At 62.7% G+C, this 16,614-nt stretch carries 20 protein-coding genes; 1 reads left to right on the top strand and 19 read right to left on the bottom strand.

Annotated features, from left to right (window positions below; all coding sequences use genetic code 11):
- Window positions 1–63: 63 nt before the first annotated feature.
- From M0D43_RS00605 to M0D43_RS00545, 13 genes are all read right to left on the bottom strand, one after another.
- Window positions 64–1,587, bottom strand: a complete 1,524-nt coding sequence (locus tag M0D43_RS00605; RefSeq protein ID WP_252163133.1) for an FkbM family methyltransferase — start codon at window positions 1,585–1,587, stop codon at window positions 64–66.
- Window positions 1,584–2,207 carry an LbetaH domain-containing protein gene (locus M0D43_RS00600; protein ID WP_252163132.1) on the bottom strand — a complete coding sequence of 208 codons (624 nt, stop codon included), beginning with the start codon at window positions 2,205–2,207 and terminating at the stop codon, window positions 1,584–1,586. Before M0D43_RS00600 ends, M0D43_RS00605 begins: the two co-directional genes overlap by 4 nt.
- On the bottom strand, window positions 2,197–3,342 hold the full coding sequence (locus M0D43_RS00595) for an aromatic ring-hydroxylating oxygenase subunit alpha (protein ID WP_252163131.1): 1,146 nt from the start codon (window positions 3,340–3,342) through the stop codon (window positions 2,197–2,199). Before M0D43_RS00595 ends, M0D43_RS00600 begins: the two co-directional genes overlap by 11 nt.
- 12 nt (window positions 3,343–3,354) lie before the next feature.
- Complete coding sequence (locus M0D43_RS00590; protein WP_101364116.1) at window positions 3,355–3,999, bottom strand: NeuD/PglB/VioB family sugar acetyltransferase; 645 nt, start codon at window positions 3,997–3,999, stop codon at window positions 3,355–3,357.
- The gene (locus M0D43_RS00585; RefSeq protein WP_252163130.1) at window positions 3,996–4,733 is read right to left on the bottom strand and encodes an SDR family NAD(P)-dependent oxidoreductase; all 738 of its coding nucleotides are present in this window, start codon (window positions 4,731–4,733) and stop codon (window positions 3,996–3,998) included. The genes M0D43_RS00590 and M0D43_RS00585 overlap by 4 nt, the downstream gene beginning before the upstream one ends.
- On the bottom strand, window positions 4,730–5,494 hold the full coding sequence (locus M0D43_RS00580; RefSeq protein WP_252165161.1) for an SDR family NAD(P)-dependent oxidoreductase: 765 nt from the start codon (window positions 5,492–5,494) through the stop codon (window positions 4,730–4,732). The genes M0D43_RS00585 and M0D43_RS00580 overlap by 4 nt, the downstream gene beginning before the upstream one ends.
- Window positions 5,491–6,531 carry a ketoacyl-ACP synthase III gene (locus M0D43_RS00575; protein ID WP_252163129.1) on the bottom strand — a complete coding sequence of 347 codons (1,041 nt, stop codon included), beginning with the start codon at window positions 6,529–6,531 and terminating at the stop codon, window positions 5,491–5,493. The genes M0D43_RS00580 and M0D43_RS00575 overlap by 4 nt, the downstream gene beginning before the upstream one ends.
- 2 nt (window positions 6,532–6,533) lie before the next feature.
- A complete protein-coding gene (locus M0D43_RS00570) occupies window positions 6,534–6,758 on the bottom strand; it encodes an acyl carrier protein (RefSeq protein ID WP_252163128.1) in 225 nt (74 codons plus the stop codon).
- A gap of 64 nt (window positions 6,759–6,822) precedes the next feature.
- On the bottom strand, window positions 6,823–7,932 hold the full coding sequence (locus M0D43_RS00565; protein WP_252163127.1) for a DegT/DnrJ/EryC1/StrS family aminotransferase: 1,110 nt from the start codon (window positions 7,930–7,932) through the stop codon (window positions 6,823–6,825).
- Between the two features lie 119 nt (window positions 7,933–8,051).
- On the bottom strand, window positions 8,052–9,536 hold the full coding sequence (locus tag M0D43_RS00560) for a sigma-54 dependent transcriptional regulator (protein WP_252163126.1): 1,485 nt from the start codon (window positions 9,534–9,536) through the stop codon (window positions 8,052–8,054).
- On the bottom strand, window positions 9,533–9,913 hold the full coding sequence (locus tag M0D43_RS00555) for a response regulator (RefSeq protein WP_104582687.1): 381 nt from the start codon (window positions 9,911–9,913) through the stop codon (window positions 9,533–9,535). Before M0D43_RS00555 ends, M0D43_RS00560 begins: the two co-directional genes overlap by 4 nt.
- Window positions 9,914–9,921: 8 nt before the next feature.
- Window positions 9,922–11,325 (bottom strand): RNA polymerase factor sigma-54, encoded by a 1,404-nt coding sequence (rpoN, locus tag M0D43_RS00550; RefSeq protein ID WP_252163125.1) that lies wholly within the window; start codon window positions 11,323–11,325, stop codon window positions 9,922–9,924.
- 222 nt (window positions 11,326–11,547) lie between these two features.
- Window positions 11,548–12,123: a response regulator gene (locus M0D43_RS00545; protein ID WP_224229897.1), complete on the bottom strand. Its 576-nt coding sequence runs from the start codon at window positions 12,121–12,123 to the stop codon at window positions 11,548–11,550.
- On the opposite strand from M0D43_RS00545, the gene M0D43_RS00540 reads away from it, so the two are divergent.
- Window positions 12,070–12,207, top strand: a complete 138-nt coding sequence (locus M0D43_RS00540) for a hypothetical protein (RefSeq protein ID WP_228329767.1) — start codon at window positions 12,070–12,072, stop codon at window positions 12,205–12,207. The genes M0D43_RS00545 and M0D43_RS00540 overlap by 54 nt on opposite strands.
- A 43-nt stretch (window positions 12,208–12,250) precedes the next feature.
- Here the strand turns inward: M0D43_RS00540 and M0D43_RS00535 are convergent, their stop codons facing one another.
- From M0D43_RS00535 to M0D43_RS00510, 6 genes are all read right to left on the bottom strand, one after another.
- Window positions 12,251–12,817, bottom strand: coding sequence for a PilZ domain-containing protein (locus M0D43_RS00535; protein WP_252163124.1), 567 nt, complete (start codon window positions 12,815–12,817; stop codon window positions 12,251–12,253).
- Window positions 12,817–13,110 (bottom strand): hypothetical protein, encoded by a 294-nt coding sequence (locus tag M0D43_RS00530; protein ID WP_252163123.1) that lies wholly within the window; start codon window positions 13,108–13,110, stop codon window positions 12,817–12,819. The genes M0D43_RS00535 and M0D43_RS00530 overlap by 1 nt, the downstream gene beginning before the upstream one ends.
- Before the next feature lie 8 nt (window positions 13,111–13,118).
- Window positions 13,119–13,532 carry a flagellar export chaperone FliS gene (gene fliS, locus M0D43_RS00525; RefSeq protein WP_010380875.1) on the bottom strand — a complete coding sequence of 138 codons (414 nt, stop codon included), beginning with the start codon at window positions 13,530–13,532 and terminating at the stop codon, window positions 13,119–13,121.
- A 150-nt stretch (window positions 13,533–13,682) separates the two neighbouring features.
- Window positions 13,683–15,008 (bottom strand): flagellar filament capping protein FliD, encoded by a 1,326-nt coding sequence (fliD, locus tag M0D43_RS00520; protein ID WP_252163122.1) that lies wholly within the window; start codon window positions 15,006–15,008, stop codon window positions 13,683–13,685.
- Between the two features lie 235 nt (window positions 15,009–15,243).
- On the bottom strand, window positions 15,244–16,443 hold the full coding sequence (locus M0D43_RS00515; protein WP_101364107.1) for a flagellin: 1,200 nt from the start codon (window positions 16,441–16,443) through the stop codon (window positions 15,244–15,246).
- Complete coding sequence (locus M0D43_RS00510; protein ID WP_162096839.1) at window positions 16,394–16,600, bottom strand: hypothetical protein; 207 nt, start codon at window positions 16,598–16,600, stop codon at window positions 16,394–16,396. Before M0D43_RS00510 ends, M0D43_RS00515 begins: the two co-directional genes overlap by 50 nt.
- Window positions 16,601–16,614: the final 14 nt, after the last annotated feature.

The following is a 16,614-nucleotide window of genomic DNA, read 5'->3' as shown; positions in this document are numbered from 1 at the left end:
AAAGAAAAATTTTGCGGGCTTCACTCATCGCTCTATTTCTCCAAGTCGTGAAGTTTCCTGGGCTTACTCCGCCCAGGGCGGCGGTGCGGCACCAGCGACCGGCGATGCATACAAAACGAGGTCGTAGTAGTGGCCGGGTGAGTGCTGGCGTAGACGGAAGTGATAGCCCTCCACCAATTTGTCCAGTTGTTCCACGATATCCAGCAAATCCTGGGCGTAGTGGTAGACACAAATAGCCATGCGGGGGCGCTGGGTCCGGATGAGCTGAGATGCCCCTTCAAGCGCCTTGGCTTCAAATCCTTCGATGTCCAACTTCAGTAGCGTGAGCTTTTCCAATTCGTCGTCCAGGCGTGTAGTCGCCACGGAGATTCCGCCATTTGGCGATACATGGCTGGAAACGGTGCCGGTCTCCTCGAAGCGCAGCGTCGTCTGTTCGTTGGAGATGGCTTTTTTGATGGCCCTGAAATTGTGCGGGGGAAGGGGAATGGCGCTCGCAATGCCCTCCAATTTCTGGAAGTTGATGTTGTCGGGTTCGAAGGCGGTGATGCTTTCGTAGCGATAGCGGGATGCTTCCAGAAATTTTTGGACGATGGGGCCCTGGAAGGCACCGCCATCGCAAAAGTGTTCACGCTTGCCCAGCTGGAATGTGCTGCTATCGGCGTATTCTGAAAAGTACTCGTTGATCGGCGTCGCCCAGCAGTCCAGCAGGAGGCTGGAATCGTAGGTCAGGCGGAACAACAGATTGCTGTAGAGCGTAAAAACGCTTAAATCGTCGTCCAGTCGATCCGCAAGACGCAGAAACTCGTCCAGGCGCAGAAGCGTCCGCTGACGGTATACCTGGGCAGGCTCGTATACGGCGGGCAGCCCGCAGTGCGCAACGGCTAGGCAGGCATCTACCCTTTCAATGCCTGCTTGCTCGCAGAGCTTGCGTGCCAAACCCGATTCTCCGGGGCTGTAAGAAAAATCGATGGCCAATGCTTGAGAATGCTGGGCCGCTTGCTCGATGAACCGGCGCGAACTCCAACGCGGCACCCCATGAACGGTATCGCGGTCCCGTGGCTCGTCATCAATGGCGGCAATGACATGGCTGGCGCGCTGGACGATCTGTGGGCCATAAATGTTGCCAAGGCCCGAGCGCGGTTGAATCAGAAAAAGGGGGCGCTGCTCGAAACGTGGGATCGGCGGGGCCACGGAAGGCGCAACGCTCAGTTGCTCGATGCCCGCGCTGGCGCACAGGTCAGTTGCAAACGCCCGTCCGCGCGGGCTGCAAGAGAAATCGATAGCGATTGCATCGGCATACTGCCCCGCCTTGGCAAGAAATTCCTGGCTGCTCCAGCGCCGCGCGCCGTGTATGTGGTCCAGATGGACGCTTTGGTCATCAATGGCGGCAACAACATGGTGCAGGTCGGCAACGACCCGGGGACCGTGCACCATGCCTACATGGGACTCGGGAGCGACGAGAAATACAGGGCGGTTGGCAATCGCGGGTAGGCGCGCAATGACATCCTCGAGTGCAGGGCGCTCCTGCTCCGCAATACGTAGAATTCGTTGGCGAAGCTGCTCATTTCTTGAATTCATGAACGTCATGTTCCATAGGTATGAATGGGGGTGTCGTAGCGGGCGTCGAAATAGGTTTTGGCAGGTACGTCCTCGCTATAGACACGCTGCCAACCAAGTTCGCAGCTTCGTCCTATCTTGATGCCCCCGCGCACGATGGCACCGGTCCGCAGGATGCTATTGCCGCCGATCTCGACGCCCGCGCCGATTTGCACACCATTCTCTATCCAGCATGACGATTTGACGCGGCATGCTGGTCCCAGGTGTGCGCCGGCATGGATGACGGTGTTGTAGTCGATCCTGCACCCGTGCTCGACGACAGCATTGGCACCCACGAATGCGTTGAGCCCAATGGCCGTGTCGGAGCCGATGGCCGCGCTGGAGTGGATAAAGGGCTCCAGCTTGAAGCCTCGTTCCATCGCTGCCTGCATCAGTTCTACGCGCTTGAAGTTGCCGAAGCGTTCGTCGACAGCCACGAACATGGCCCCGTCGGTCGGATTCAGTCCATCCAGCACGCCAAGATCGAATTCGTGTTCCGCATCTTGTGGCACGTCGATCATGATGACCGTCTCGTCCTGACGCGCCTGCTTCCAGGCGTGGAAGGCCAGGTCGAGGTAGTCGCTACGGCCGATGATCCACCTAGATTTCATGTTCGGTCTCCATCAGCATCGTGTACCAGCGCTCGACCAAGCGATTCATGGATTCATAGGCTCCCTGGGTGGGCAGAGGCGCGTCTGTGTGCAATGCCGCCTGCACCCGCTCCATGATGTCCACGTCTTCGCCCACCACCACCTTGCTGCCGTGCATCTGTGCCAGTAGCACTTGGCTGGAAGAGCCGTAAGGCTGTTTCTTGCGGGCGCTGAACCAATAGATTTCCAGGTCGGTCCGGTCCGGTGCGACGGGGATGTGGTGTTCCAATGTGAAGGAATAGCCGCCGTTGGAACTGGCGATATGCATGTTCGGGAAGGCCAACCAGTTGAAGTAGGCATCCTGCGTGCTCCAGCGCTCCACTTTATCGTGCCAGCCAAAGTGCTTGAGGTTGTGGATGGGCGCTTCCGGGCCACCGAAACTAAAACGGCGCATCTCGCGCCTCAAGGCAGCGGGCGAGCTGTCTTGCAAAGCTTCCATCGACTCCTTGGCTTGTTCCTCGTTTACCTGGGGAACGAAGCTGACGCTCTTGGCCAGGGTCTTGGGGTGGACGAAGCGCGGGTGATTGGCATCCCGAAGATTTTCGTAAGCGAGTTTCCAGTTGTAGCGGCCACGCCAGGTGGTCACCATGACCTCAGTGTCATAGGCATTGGAACTACTTTCCAGCAAGGCGATGAAGTCTGCCGAAAACTGCTCCTCGATCGGCATCGGGTCGGGATCGAGGTTGACGAACAGCAGGTTTCCCACCTCACGCAAGGCGAACTCCCGTAATTTCAGGCCGCGTCTTTCCTGCTCGCCGAAGCCATAAAGAGCATTGCATTCGGGAATGTTCTCGACCTGACCGTCGGCGTCGTACTTCCATGCGTGGTACGGGCAGACCAGCGGGCGTTTTCCCACCGCAGTGGTTTGCAGCAGCGCGCTGCGGTGCAGGCAGACGTTCTCGAACGCGCGCAGGCGGCCCTGGAAGTTCTGGATCAGCACCGGAATTCCGGCGAACCTGCGGGTGATGAAGCAGTTGTTCTCGGGCAACAGCGTCTTCAGGCCGGCAAACAGCCACGCCTTTCGGAAGATCTTGCGCTGCTCACGGGCGAAGATGTCCGTGGACAGGTAGTAGCTGGGGTGCATTCGCGATCGCATCGGCGGGCTTCCTCAGGAATCCTTTTGGTAAATGACTCGGGCAGGGTTGCCGAATACGCTGGCTCCGGCCGGCACGTCCTTCACCACCACCGAACCGGCGCCGACCACTGCGCTGTCGCCGATGTGGATGCCGGGCAGAATGGTGGCGTGTGGGTGCACGATCGCGTGCTTACCGATTCGCGCGCCGCCGCCGACGAAGGTCATAGCCCCGATCTGCGCATAGTCGCCGACATGGACATCGTGCCCGAGCATGGTGTTTGCCTGCACGTTGACGAAGTCGTCCAGCCACACATTGGGGCTGAGCTGTACGCGGTGGCATAGGAAGCAGCCCTGGCCGATGTGCACGCGCGGGCTCAGAAACGCGCCGGTGAGGATGGGGATGAACTGCGCGCCTTGTTCCAGCAATGGCTGCGCATAACGCTGGCGCGCATGCGGATCGCCGATCGCGCAGACGAAGCGTTCTTCATCCTGCGGCTGATACGCGAGCGGGCTGCCGACGATGGTCAGGTCGCAGCCAAGACCGTCCAGTATCTGCGGGCGCGTGTCGAGAAATCCCACCGGACGCCACGTCGTTCCGCATGCGGGATCGCCCTGCATCTGCGCTAGGACCTCGCGCCCCCATCCGCCGGCGCCAACAATCAAAACTGGGTGGGTCATAGGATCGAGCCGCCGTCCATTACTAGGCTGGTCCCAGTGACCCAGCGGCTGGCATCGGCTAGCAGGTAGATTGCGGCGTTGGCCACATCCTGCGGCTTGCCCAGGCCCAAAGGATGTCTTGCCTTCTGCGCTTCGAGTTGGTCTTCGCCCCACATCGGCGTGGCGACAGCGGACGGAGAAATGCCGTTGACCCGAATCCTGCGCTTGGCCTGTTCGAGCGCAAGGCATTTGATGATGCCGATGAGGCCCGCTTTCATCGCCGAATACGGCCCTACGCCTCGGGTGCCGAGGTGCGCGGCAGTGGATAGCATGAACACGATCGAGCCCTGCGGGGCGATGGCATTGGCCTGCAGCAGGCGCTGCGTCAGCATCACCGGAGCGAGAAAATTGACCGTGTACATCTCGGTCATCGCCGCCTCGGTCAGCTGTCGGATCGGGCAATGCTTCTGCATGCCAGCGCAGTGCACCAGACCATGAACCGTCGCACCCGCTGCAGCGGCCAGTGCTTCTCGATCGGCGGCGCTGGTTAGGTCGCCGATCACGCCAACGTGGCCCGTGCCCTGCAGCTGCGCCTGGGTCTGCGCGAGACGCTCTTTGTCGCGGCCAGCGAGAACAATACGGGCGCCGCGCTGCGCGCAGGCGATCGCGATTTGCTGGCCCAGCCCCGACGACGCTCCCGTCACCAGGATCGTCTTTCCGTTGAGCGAAAACGCAGTGTGTGCCAGTGTGTTCATGCGTAGATGTCCATCGGCACGGTGAGGCCGCCATCCACGACGAAATAGTTGCGCGTGATCCAGCGACTCGCATCGGCAAGCAGGAAAGCAGCGGCGTAGGCGACGTCCTCCGGCTCGCCCATGCCGAGCGGTGTCAGTTCGAACAGCCCTTCCATATTGCCGCCGCTGCCTTGCAGGCCATCTAGCAGCGGCGTGCGCACGTAACCTGGGGCAATACAGTTAGCGCGGATGCCGTTCTTGGCAACTTCCTGCGCCAGCGATCTCACCATGCCGAGCAGCGCGCTTTTGCTTGCCGCATATGCGCTGCTCGCCATCGGCCCGATGTGCGAGGCGACCGAAGCGACGAACACCAGCGAGCCGTTTGCGGCGATGCGTTTCTTCGCCAGCAGTCCCCGGGTCAGCAGCATCGGTGCGAATGTATTGCTGGAGAAGATGTCGTCCAAATGCGCCCGATTGACCAGACGCAGTGGAACCAGCCGAGAGATGCCGGCCGCATGAGCCATCCCGTCCAATACGCCGACGTCGGCGACCAGGCGATCGATGTCCTCCTGCCGGTCAAGGTCCGCCGCGATCGCCACGTGTCCTTCGCCTGCCAACGCATCCAAGGTGGAGGCCAGTCGCGTGCGGTCGCGTCCGCTGATTGCCACCTGGGCACCGAGCTCGGCGCAGGAAATGGCGATCTGGCGTCCAATACCCGAGGAGGCGCCGGTGACGAGGATGCGTTTGCCGGCAAGCGAGAAAGGGTCGGGGGCAATACTCACGACTCGATCAGATCCGGGAAGACGGCCCCTTCGATGTCGAGCAGACAGGTGCCCCACGACAAGCCGATGCCGAACCCGCACAGCAACACACGCTTGGGCCCGGCTTCCAGCTCCTTGTTGATGCGCGCGGTCATGGTCACCGGCAGCGAGGCGCCGCTGGTGTTGCCGAAGTCGCGTAGCGTCGAAGGTACCTTTTCTACAGGTAGGCCGAGCTTCTTGCGGATGGTCTCGTTGATCATGCGATTGGCTTGGTGGAATACGAAGTAATCGATCTCATCCTTGGACACACCGCTGTAGTCGAGCAGCTTTTGTACCGCCGGCGGAATGCGCTGAGTGGAAAAACTCAATACCGCCACGCCGTCCAGGATCAGGTCAGTTGCACGCCGCCACTGGCCATCGGGTTCTTCGCGGAACGGAATCAGGTGCTGCATGGCAACCGGTTCGCGTTGGCCACCGACTGGCAGGATGATCGCCCTGTAGCCGCTGCCATCGCTGTTGAGGTCGAAGTACATCGGCGGCGCGTCGGCGCTGAACTCCAGCGCGGTGGCGGTGCCGGAATCGGAGAAGATCGGATCTTCCAGATTGGCACTGCGGTCGCCGACCAGCAGCAGGCCCTTCTTGACGCCGCCGGCGGCGATCATCGAGCCGAGCAGGTTGATGCCGAACGGGTAGGCCGAGCAGCCCAGGTTGACGTCGAAGGCCACCGTGGCATGCGACAGGCCCAGCCGGTCCTGCAGGATGATGGCGGTGGCCGGGATCGGGTAATCCGGCGATTGGGTCACCACGATCAATGCATCGATCTCCTCGCGCTTCCACTGCAGCTTCTCGAGCAGCGCTTCGGTCGCATCGAAGGCCAGGTCCGAAAAGCATTGCCACTCCGACGCCATGCGGCGCGTCTCGATGCCGATGTTGCGCACCAGGCGCTCGCGCTCGGAGCGGATCTGCGGCCGGCAGTCGGTGAGGTTGGACACCACCCGCTTCGGCACGCAGGTCGCCATGCCGGCAAAGCGGACGTTGTGCAGCGTGGAGGTCGGCATGTTTACGCCTCGGTCAATTTGTAGAGATCGCCCACGGTGGTTGCGGCGGTGAGATCTTCGCCGGTAATGGTCTTGCCGTACTCCATGTCGAACAACACGATCACGCCCAGCGCAGCCAGCGAATCCCACTCCGGCAATTCCAGCAGCACAGTGTCCAGCGTGACCTCCACCGGCTCCTGGAAGTCGGTGGCGGAGAGGAAGTTCTCGATAAATGTTGCCTGGGTCATGCGCGCTCGCCTGGTTGCCGGTTGAAGAGATGGGAGTCTGAAATGCAGGTGCAGCGTGGTGCGATCATGTTGCCTGTGCGCCGGCGATCAGGTCGGCAATGGTATCGACCTGTTCGCTGCTCAAGCCGGGAAAGATCGGCAGGCACAATACTTGGGCGGCCACCGAGCGCGCCACCGGCAACCATGCCGGCGCTGAGGAGGGCAGGGCGCGATACATCGGGAAGTCGCTGATCAACGGATAGAAATAGCGCCGCACCAGAATGCCGTGCTCGCGCATCAATTGGTACAGCGCATCGCGCGACAGTGGATAGTCGTCCTGCACCAACACCGGAAAATACGCGTAATTGGGGCTGGAATGCGCGGGCCGCGCCACACAGCGGATGCCACGCACATCGCTCAAGCGTTGCCGATACTGCCCATCGATGGCACTACGCTGCGCGATGGCGTTGTCGATGTGCTGCAACTGCAGCAGGCCGAACGCTGCGCTGATCTCATTCATTTTACCGTTGATGCCGGGCGCTACCACGGTGGTTTCATCGACAAAGCCGAAGTTCTTCAGATGCCCGATGCGCTGGTAGGTTTTTTCGTCGGGACACACAATCGCGCCGCCTTCGAAGGTGTTGAAGACCTTGGTCGCATGAAAGCTCAACACGCTCAGGTCGCCATGGCGCAGGATCGAGCCGCCGTCATCGCGCACGCCGAAGGCATGTGCGGCGTCGTAGATCACCTTGAGGTTATAGATGTCGGCGATGCGTGTGATGGCTGTCGTATCGCAGGCGGTGCCGTAGCAATGCACCGGCATGATCGCGGTGGTCTGCGGAGTGATGGCCGCCTCGATCTTGGACGGGTCCATGTTGAGCGTCACCGGGTCGATGTCCACGAACACCGGTGTGATGCTTTTCCACAGCAGCGAATGCGCGGTGGCGACGAACGAGTAGGGCGTGGTGATCACTTCGCCAGTGATACGCAACGCCTGCAACGCGGTGATCAAGGCGGTGGTGCCGTTGGTCAGCAATGCCAGATGCGGCACGCCCAGGTAGTCGCACAGCGCGCGTTCGAGCGCGTGATGCATCTCGCCACCGTTGCTGACGATGCGGCTGGTCCAGATCCGCTCCAGATAGGGCAGGAATTCTTCCAGCGGCGGCAGCAGCGGACTGGTGACGGGGATGGGCATCAATGCCTCGGCAGGTGCTGATGAAGGTCGGGATTCCGTTCGCAGCCGGCAGCTGCGAACGGAGTAATCCTGCTGAAGCAAGCGCTATGCCAGCGAGCGGAAACTGCGCGTGTATCCGCTCAGTTGGCCAGCTCGGTCTGCTCGCGGTCGATGCCGTACTTGCGCAGCTTTTCCACCAGTGTGGTGCGGCGCAGGCCCAGCAGCTGAGCGGCATGCGCCACCACGCCCTGCGTGCGTTCCAGTGCCTCGTTGATCAACGCCAGCTCGATGTTGGCCATATGCCCGCGCAAATCGATGCCGTCGTCCGGCAAGCTGGACGTCGCGGCCGGTTCGGCATCGGCAGTCTTCGGTTGCAGCGTCACTACATTGCTCGGCAGGGCGCTGACCTCGACCGGTGCGGCCACCAACTCCGGCTCGGGCGGCAGCTCGACCGGAATGGCCGAGGCAAAATCGCCGCGATAACGCGCCGGCAGATCCTGCACCCGCACCAGCCCACCGGGGTGCAGCACCGCCAGGCGCTCCACCAGGTTGGTCAGCTCGCGCACATTGCCCGGCCAATCGTAGCTGCGCAGCGCCTGCAGGGCCTCGTCGGCAAAGCGCACTTCACCGCGACCGGTGCGCGCCAGCTGGCCCGCAATCGTCTGCACCAGCATGGCAAGATCGTCCACGCGCTCGCGCAGTGCCGGCATTTCGATCGGGAACACGTTGAGGCGATAGAACAGGTCCTCGCGGAACTGGCCGTCGCTGATACGGGTTTCCAGATTGCGGTGGGTGGCGGCGATCACGCGCACGTTGCAGCGGATGGTCTGTCCACCGCCGACGCGCTCGAAGCTGCGCTCCTGCAGCACGCGCAGCAGCTTGACCTGCATCGGTAAGCTCATGTCGCCGATTTCGTCCAGCAGCAGCGTGCCGCCTTCGGCCATTTCGAAACGGCCCTTGCGCGTGGTCAGCGCGCCGGTGAAGGCGCCTTTCTCATGGCCGAACAATTCGCTTTCCAGCAGATCCGGCGGGATCGCGCCGCAATTGATTGCCACGAACGGCCCGTCGCGCCGCGGCGAGTGCTGGTGGATGGCGCGCGCCACGACTTCCTTGCCGGTGCCGGATTCGCCCAGCACCAGCACGGTGGTGTCGAACGCAGCCACCTGGTCGATCAGCCGGCGCAGGCGGGTGACCGCCTCGCTGTTGCCGGTCGGACCCGAATCCTGCTGCACACCGGCCTGATGCTCGGCATCCAGCCGCTTGAGGCTTGCGCGGCGCAGCAAGGCTTCCAGCTGGGCGTGACGCAGGGGGGTGTCCAATGCCCACACATTGGCTTCGTGCAGGCCGTGCGCTTGCGCAAACGCGGTCGGGCTGCCTTCCATCAGCAGCACGGGCGGCGGCAGCTTGGCATCGGCCAGCCAGTCGAAGAATTTGTCGGCCTGTGCAGCATCCTGCGCAGAGCCCACCATCACCGCCATCCACTCATCGTGGCGGTGACGGCCAGGATTGATGTCGGCGCCGTCGGTGACCCAGCGGGGATTGAAGTCCATGAATTCGAGCAGCGACACGGTGCGCTCTGCGCGCACGGCGTCACTGTCGATCAACAGAATGCGGGACTCACTCATTCCTGGCTCCTTACCGTCAGGCCCTCCAGGATTGGCATTACTTCCTGGATATAGGACAGCTTGCTGACAAAATTGTCAGCACCCGCGCGAAGAGCATGTTCACGATGCTCGGCATCATCGAAGTGGCTCGCGATGACAATATACGGCGGATCGTCCTGCGTCTTGATCAGACGCGTGGCTTGCAGCCCGCCCATCTCGGGCATGGCCAGGTCCATCAGCACCACATTGGGGCGCAGCGACTCAGAGCGCTCGATCGCTTCCAGCCCATTGGCGGCACTGCCCACGATATCGAGCCACTCGACCTTGCGAAAATGACGCATCGCAGCGTTGATGAAGCCCTCGTGGTCGTCGACCAGCAGCACGGTGAGTTTGCTCATAGTAGTCCTTATCCTGCCCGGGCAAGCAGTGGTTTAGTGGTGCGGCGGCGCTCGCGTGCCGGGGCGATATCAAGTTGTTCGCGGTACTTGGCGACGGTGCGGCGCGCAATGTTAACGCCTTGCCGCGACAACAATCCGGCAATGGCCTCGTCGGCCAACGGCCGGCCGGCCGGCTCGCTTTCGATCAAGCGGCGCACCATCGCCTTGACGGCCTGGCCGGAGACGCTGGCGCCTTCCAGCCGCACGGCAAAGAAGTGCTTGAGCTCGAAGGTGCCGCGCGGTGTCTGGATGTATTTGCCGGTGGTGATGCGCGAAATCGTCGATTCGTGCATGCCGATCTCGTCGGCGATTTCCTTCAGCGTCAGCGGTGCCATTGCCTCTTCGCCGCGCGCCAGGAAGGCGGCCTGGCGTTCGACGATGGCGCGCGTTGCGCGCAGTAGGGTTTCGTAGCGCATCGACAGCCCGCGGGTCAGCCAGCGCGCTTCCTGCAGCATGTCGCGCAACGGCTGTGCTGCCTCGCCGGCTTCAGCCAGCGCACGTTCGTGCACCGGGTTGATGCTGACGCGATGGGTGGTGGCCGGATTGAGAGCGACACGCCAGCTGCCATCGGCATGCCAAGCGAGCACATCCGGGATCACGCTGGCGTTGCTTTCCTGCAGCAGATCGTCGCCCGGACGCGGCTGCAGCGAGAGGATCAGCCGCACCGCTTCGCGCGCATCGTCCACCTCGGCATCGTGCGCACGCGCCAGCACCGCGTAATCGTGCGCGGCCAGCAGCTCCAGGTCGCCGCTGAGGATACGCGCCGCCAGGTGGCGTGCCGGCACACGGCCGGGCAGGGCGGTCAACTGGGCCTGCAGGCACTCGCGCAGGTCGCAGGCGGCCAGACCGGCCGGATCACCGTGCAGCAGGCGCTGGCGGATCGCTTCCACTGCCTGCACGCTCGTACCCAGACGGGTGGCGCCCAGCTGCTGCAGCGTCGACAGCGCTTCGGTCAGATACCCGGCGTCGTCGGTCTGCTCCAGCCAGAACGCAGCAGCCCCCAATGCCGCCTCGTCCAGGTCCAGCGCCAGTTCGCGCAGGATGCGCACATGCGGGTCGGTGGACTCGCCGGCGGCAACGCGCTGCATGCGATCGTCGTCGCCATCGTTCCAGCTGCTGCTCTGCACGTCCCACATCGTGCTTTCCGGCAACTCGTCGAACGCGGCGACATCGCTGGCGCCATCGTCGTTGGTGGTGGCCGTCTCCCCGTTATCGGCCAGCTCTTCCAACTCCAGCAACGGATTGGTTTCCAGGGCGCGACGGATTTCCAGTTCCAACTGCATGCCGTCCAATTGCAACAGACGGATCGACTGCAGCAACTGCGGGGTGAGGTGCAGTTGCTGCCCGAGCTGGGCGGAAATGGTCGTCTTCATGGAAGCGCTTCCGAAGGGCGCTGCACGCGGCAGCGATGGAATGCATCTTGCAGGACAACGCGACGGGTTTCTAATCAGGGAGTCAGGTGAGGTGACTCATGATTTTCCCGACAGTGTGTCAGGAACTTCCTGACGCCGCAGGCGGGCTCAAGCATGCCCGCCGGAATCCTGTCACTGTTTTGACCGTTGCTAGCCCGATAGCGTGCGCGGAGGTTTTGCGCGTCAGACCAACTCGTTGTGATGTTTGGCCGCCAGCAACACCAGGTCGTTGGCACGCCGGCAACCGAGCGATTCCATCATGCGCGCGCGGTGGGTCTCCACCGTCTTGACGCTGATGCCGAGGTCGGCGGCGATTTCCTTGTTGCTCTGGCCGCGGCCGATCTCGCGCAGGATCTCGCGCTGGCGCGGCGACAAGGCGGCGATACCAACCGGTTTTTCCCGGCCTAGCATCGGCGCAATCATCTTGGACGAGATCTGCGGGCTCAGGAACACTTGGCCAGCGGCAGCAGCGCGCAAGGCCAATTCCAATTCCAGCGGTGCGGCGTCCTTGACCACGAAGCCGACGGCACCGCGATCGAGCGCATCGCGCACGTGCACCGGGTCGTCGTGCATCGACATCATCACCACATGCGTGCGCGGCGCGGCGCGCAGCACGTCCGTCATGGCATCCAGGCCGCTACGGCCGGGCAGGGACAGGTCCATCAACACCAGGTCGGGCCGGTGCAGGGACGTCATGTCCAGGGCTTGTTGCGCGTTGCTCGCCTCGCCCACGACATCGATGCCGGCGAAAGTTTGCAGCAGCCTGGACAGGCCGGCACGGACAAGGGTGTGATCGTCGACGATGATGACTCGCACGGCGCAGAAGAGACCTTTTTTCAGTAAAGAGCACATTAGCTGACCCGGCGCCCGGCGCCAACCATGGCAATCAGCGCTGGCGGCGGGCGTCGGCGATCTGACGGCGATGCAAACGGAACAGGTGGCGTTCCAGCGCGTCCTGCAGTCCCGGCGCAAGCGGGGCAAACCGCAGCCACAGCCAGAAATCATGGCCATCGCTCGCGCTCGCCAGCACGGTGGCAGGAAGCTGTACAAGTTCAGGAAGCCAGTCGGACGGCTGCAAACAAACGCTGCCAGTCGTGCCTGGTGCGTGGCTGGTTGCGCAACTCAGGCGGATTCCGCGCACGGACCAATGCACCAAGCCCTGGCTCAGGCCGCTGTCGCCGTGGCGCACCAGGCGGCCGATCAGCGCCAGCATCAAATCGAGTTTGGCGTCCATGCGCTGCACCAGCAGTGGCAGTTCGCCGCGGTCTTCGCTGGTTTCCTCGCTGCGCAAGTCTTCGACCTGGCCAAGGCTGCGCAACAGGGTTTCTGCAGCGTTATGCGTGCCAGCATCGCCCCCGGCGCGGAAGCCGGCCGGCAGCTGCAACTCGCAACTAAGCGTGTCGGCAAACAGCTCGGCATCGGCGGATGGCGCGAGTGTGCCGAGCGTGCTCATCAGATCCGACCGACCCGTGCGTAGGCGCGGCTGGCCGACGACGACGTACGCTGTGCGCGGATCAGTTCCAGCAGTTTGCGCTGACGCTCGCGCATCATCCGCATGAGGTCCTGATGCATGGTGAGCAAGGTCTTCAGCGCGTCGCGGTCCTGTTGGATATCGACCTGTTGCGCATATTCGCGCAGGTGCAGGTCGTGGGCGTCCAGCATCTGCGGCATCACCTCGAACTCCTCCTGCGCCATGGCCAGGCGGAGGTCGGCGATTTCTGCTTGAAGGCTTTGCACGCTATGCATGGCAGGACTCACGAAACGGCGGAAAGGCCGCGTTGTTCGAGGGGGATGGAGTTCCACGCCGAGTCGATTTCGCTGAGCAAATCCAGCGCTTCGGTCAACGCGGTCTCGTCGTTGTGCAGGTTGGCTGCAGTAAGCCGCTGCATGACGTAGTCGTACAGGGCCGAGAGGTTACCAGCGATCTCGCCACCGGCTTCGTGATCGAGCGAGCCGTTCAAGTGACCGACGATCGCGCAAGCCTCACCAATCGCCTTGCCCTTGCGCGCCTGATCGCCTTGCGCCAGGCAGGCCTGGGCCAGACGGATGCGCTGGCAGGCACCGGCAAACAGCAGCGAGACCAGCTTGTGCGGGTCGGCTTCGGTCACGCTGGTGGCCACGCCGACCTTGCGGTATTGCTCGGCATATTGACGATTGGAACCGTACATGGATGACTCCTCAATGGGCTGACCTTCGCTGGTCCCGGAGCGCTACGCTCCTGCGACGACGCTCCTGCCGGAAGGCAAGGCCGAAATCACGATAGGCCCTTCTTGTATCGGCAATACCCTGACAGGACTTGAGGATTGTCATCACAGAAATCAGCTTGTCAGCAGGCCGCTGAGCGAGCTGGTGCTGCTTTGCAACTTGCTGATCATGGTTTCCATCGCGGTGAACTGCGCGGTGTAGCTATCGGAGAGCTTTGTCATGCGTGCGTCGAGGTCGTCCAGGTCGGACTCGTAGCCCTTGATGGTCTTGTTCAAGCTGTCCGAACGCAGGGTCAGGGTGCCACTGGTGGCGTTGACGTTGCTGTCCAGCAACTTGGTCAGGCCGGAGCCGAACTTGCCGTCCTTGCCGAACACTTCGGCGGCCGCACCGCCGTCGGAGGCGATGGCGGTGTCGAACTTGGCGCTGTCGAAGCTCATCACGCCATCCTTGTCGATGGTCAGGCCCAGCGCCTTGAGCTCGTTGACGTTGCCGCTGACTTGGCCGCGCAACTGTTGCTGCAGGCTGCGCACCAGCGAGTCGCCGGTCAGGGCTGCGGCGGTCTTGGTGGTGGCGTCGTAGGCGCTGCTCTTGGCCAGCAAGGTGTTGGCGGTGTTGTAGGCCGCAGCAAACGCAGTGAGGTTACCCTTGAGGCCGCTGGTATCGGCCGCTACGCCCAGGTTGAACTTTGTGCCTTCGGCGGCCTTGGTCAGGTTGAGCACCACGCCGGGCACGATGTCGCTGATGGTGTTGGAGCTGGAGGTGCGCTCGAAGCCGTCCACGCGCACGAGTGCGTCGGCGGCAGCCACGGTCTGGTTCAGCCCGCCGGTGACGCCGGGGCCGTAGGTCAGTCTGCTCAGGCTTGGATCGCTGGCACTGATGGTCAGGGCGCCCTTGGTGCCGGGATCGACCGCGTTGAAGACCAGGTGCTGGCCATCGTTGGCAGTGACCACGCTGGCAGTGACTCCCTTGCCGCCAGCAGCCTTGTTGATGGCCGCAGCGATGTCAGTGAGCTTGTCGGTGCCGCTGATGTCCACGGTGACGCTCTGATCGCCATAGCCGATCGTCAGCGTGCCGCTGCCCACCGTGGCGTCGGCCGTAAACGCGCCGGAGGCCAGTTTTTGCGAGGTCGCCAGCGAGACCACTTCCACCGAATAGTTGCCCGGCGCCGCCGAGCTGGTGGTGGTGGCGGTGAAGCCGGCATCGGTCGGCACCGTGGCCTTGTAGGCGTTGGTGTCGGCGCTGCTGACCACCTTGTCCAGCGCGGACTTGAGCGTGGTCATGCTGCTCTTGATCTGGCTGATGGCCGACAGCTGCGTGGTCGCGGCGGTGCCGGCCTTGTTGATGCGCGCCTGCTCCGGATCCCTCTGACGGGAGACCAGGGTGGACACCACGGTGGGGATATCCAATCCTGAAGCAGAAGTACTGATCAACGATGCCATGTTGCATTCCTCGTCTGGGCATCCGAACAACGGATGCATGGGATTACGAGACGGGTATCGGCCGCATCCGGGAGGACTTTAGCGGCGCCGACGCGTCTTGCTCACCCTTTTGTCGATGCAACTTCCGTGCCCAGCGCGCTGATCGACCGGCGTCAAAAAAACCGCGCCCACAAAAAAGCCCCTCCGAAGAGGGGCTTTTGACTTGCTGCAAAGCGTTGCTGGTGACTGCGGCAGGTTACTGCAGCAGGCTCAGCACGTTCTGCGGAACCGACTTGGCCTGGGCCAGCATCGCGGTACCGGCCTGCTGCAGGATCTGCGTGCGGGTCAGCTCGGCGGTGGTCTTGGCGTAGTCGGTATCGGCGATGCGGCTACGCGAGGCCGACAGGTTTTCCGAGGTTGCGCTCAGGTTGGCGATGGTGGAGGTGAAGCGGTTCTGCACCGCACCCATGTCGGCGCGCGAGGAGTTGACCGTGGTCAATGCCTTGTCGACGATTTCCAGGGCCTTCTGCGCGCCGGAGAACGTGGAGATATCCAGGCTGCCCAAGGTCGAAGCGGTGGAGCCGGAAGCGGCCGAAGCGGTGGTGATGCCGGCGCCGACGGTGATGCCGGCGGCGCTGGAAGTACCAGCCGACAGCGAGGTGAAGTCCTGGCCAGCCTTCAGCGATTCGATCTGCACCGAGCCGTCGCTCTTGATCGAGGCGTACATGCCGGTCTGGTCCAGCTTGTCGTTGATGGCCGCCGCGACCTTCTTGTTCACGTCGGCAGCACTGTCGCCTGAAGCGACCTTGACGTCGGCGATGGTGATGCTCTTGGCCGAACCGCTGGCGTCCTTGAACGACAGGCTGATGCCGCTGACCGAACCCGAGGCGGTGGCGGTGCCGGTCACGCCGGCAGCGGAGACGGCGGCGGCGAAGTTGGCCTTGCCCAGCGTATCGATGTTGGCATCGGCGATGCTGTTGATGCCGATGGTCTGGCCGGCATCGGCACCGACCTGGAACAGCGCGCCGCTGAAGGAGCCGTCAAGCAGCTTGGTGCCGTTGAAACTGGTCTGATTGGCGACGCGGTCGATTTCACTGGTCAGCTGCTTGACTTCCGAGTTCAGCGCCTCGCGGTCGGTGGACGAGTTGGTTGCATTTGCCGACTGCACCGACAGCTCGCGGATACGCTGCAGGTTGTTGCCGATTTCCTGCATCGCGCCTTCGGCAGTCTGGGACAGCGAGATGCCGTCGTTGGCGTTGCGCGAGGCAACGTCCAGGCCGCGGATCTGGGTGGTGAAGCGCTCGGCGATTGCGCCGCCGGCTGCGTCGACGGCAAAGCTGGTGATCCGCTTGCCCGACGACAGCTGCTGGATGCTCAGCGCCAAGCTGGAGCTGTTGGTGTTGAGGTTACGCTGAGCGTTCAGCGACATTACGTTGGTGTTGATTACCTGTGCCATTTTGATTTCTCCTAAGCGATTTTTCCGGCAAGGGGGACTTGCCTGGAGCCTCCGCAGGGGGGCCATCAAGTTGGCCGTTGCCGCTGCTGAGATGAATAACGGCGTTGCGTCGGGAACCTTTAGCGAAATCCAGTATTTTTTTACTGTTTTTCTGCATCAGGACGAAATACG

The organism is Xanthomonas prunicola (assembly GCF_025266575.1).
In the GTDB taxonomy this organism is placed as follows: Bacteria; Pseudomonadota; Gammaproteobacteria; order Xanthomonadales; family Xanthomonadaceae; genus Xanthomonas; species Xanthomonas prunicola.
The sequence above is the reverse complement of the archived record's forward strand: the minus strand, read 5'-3'. Positions and strand labels throughout refer to the sequence as shown.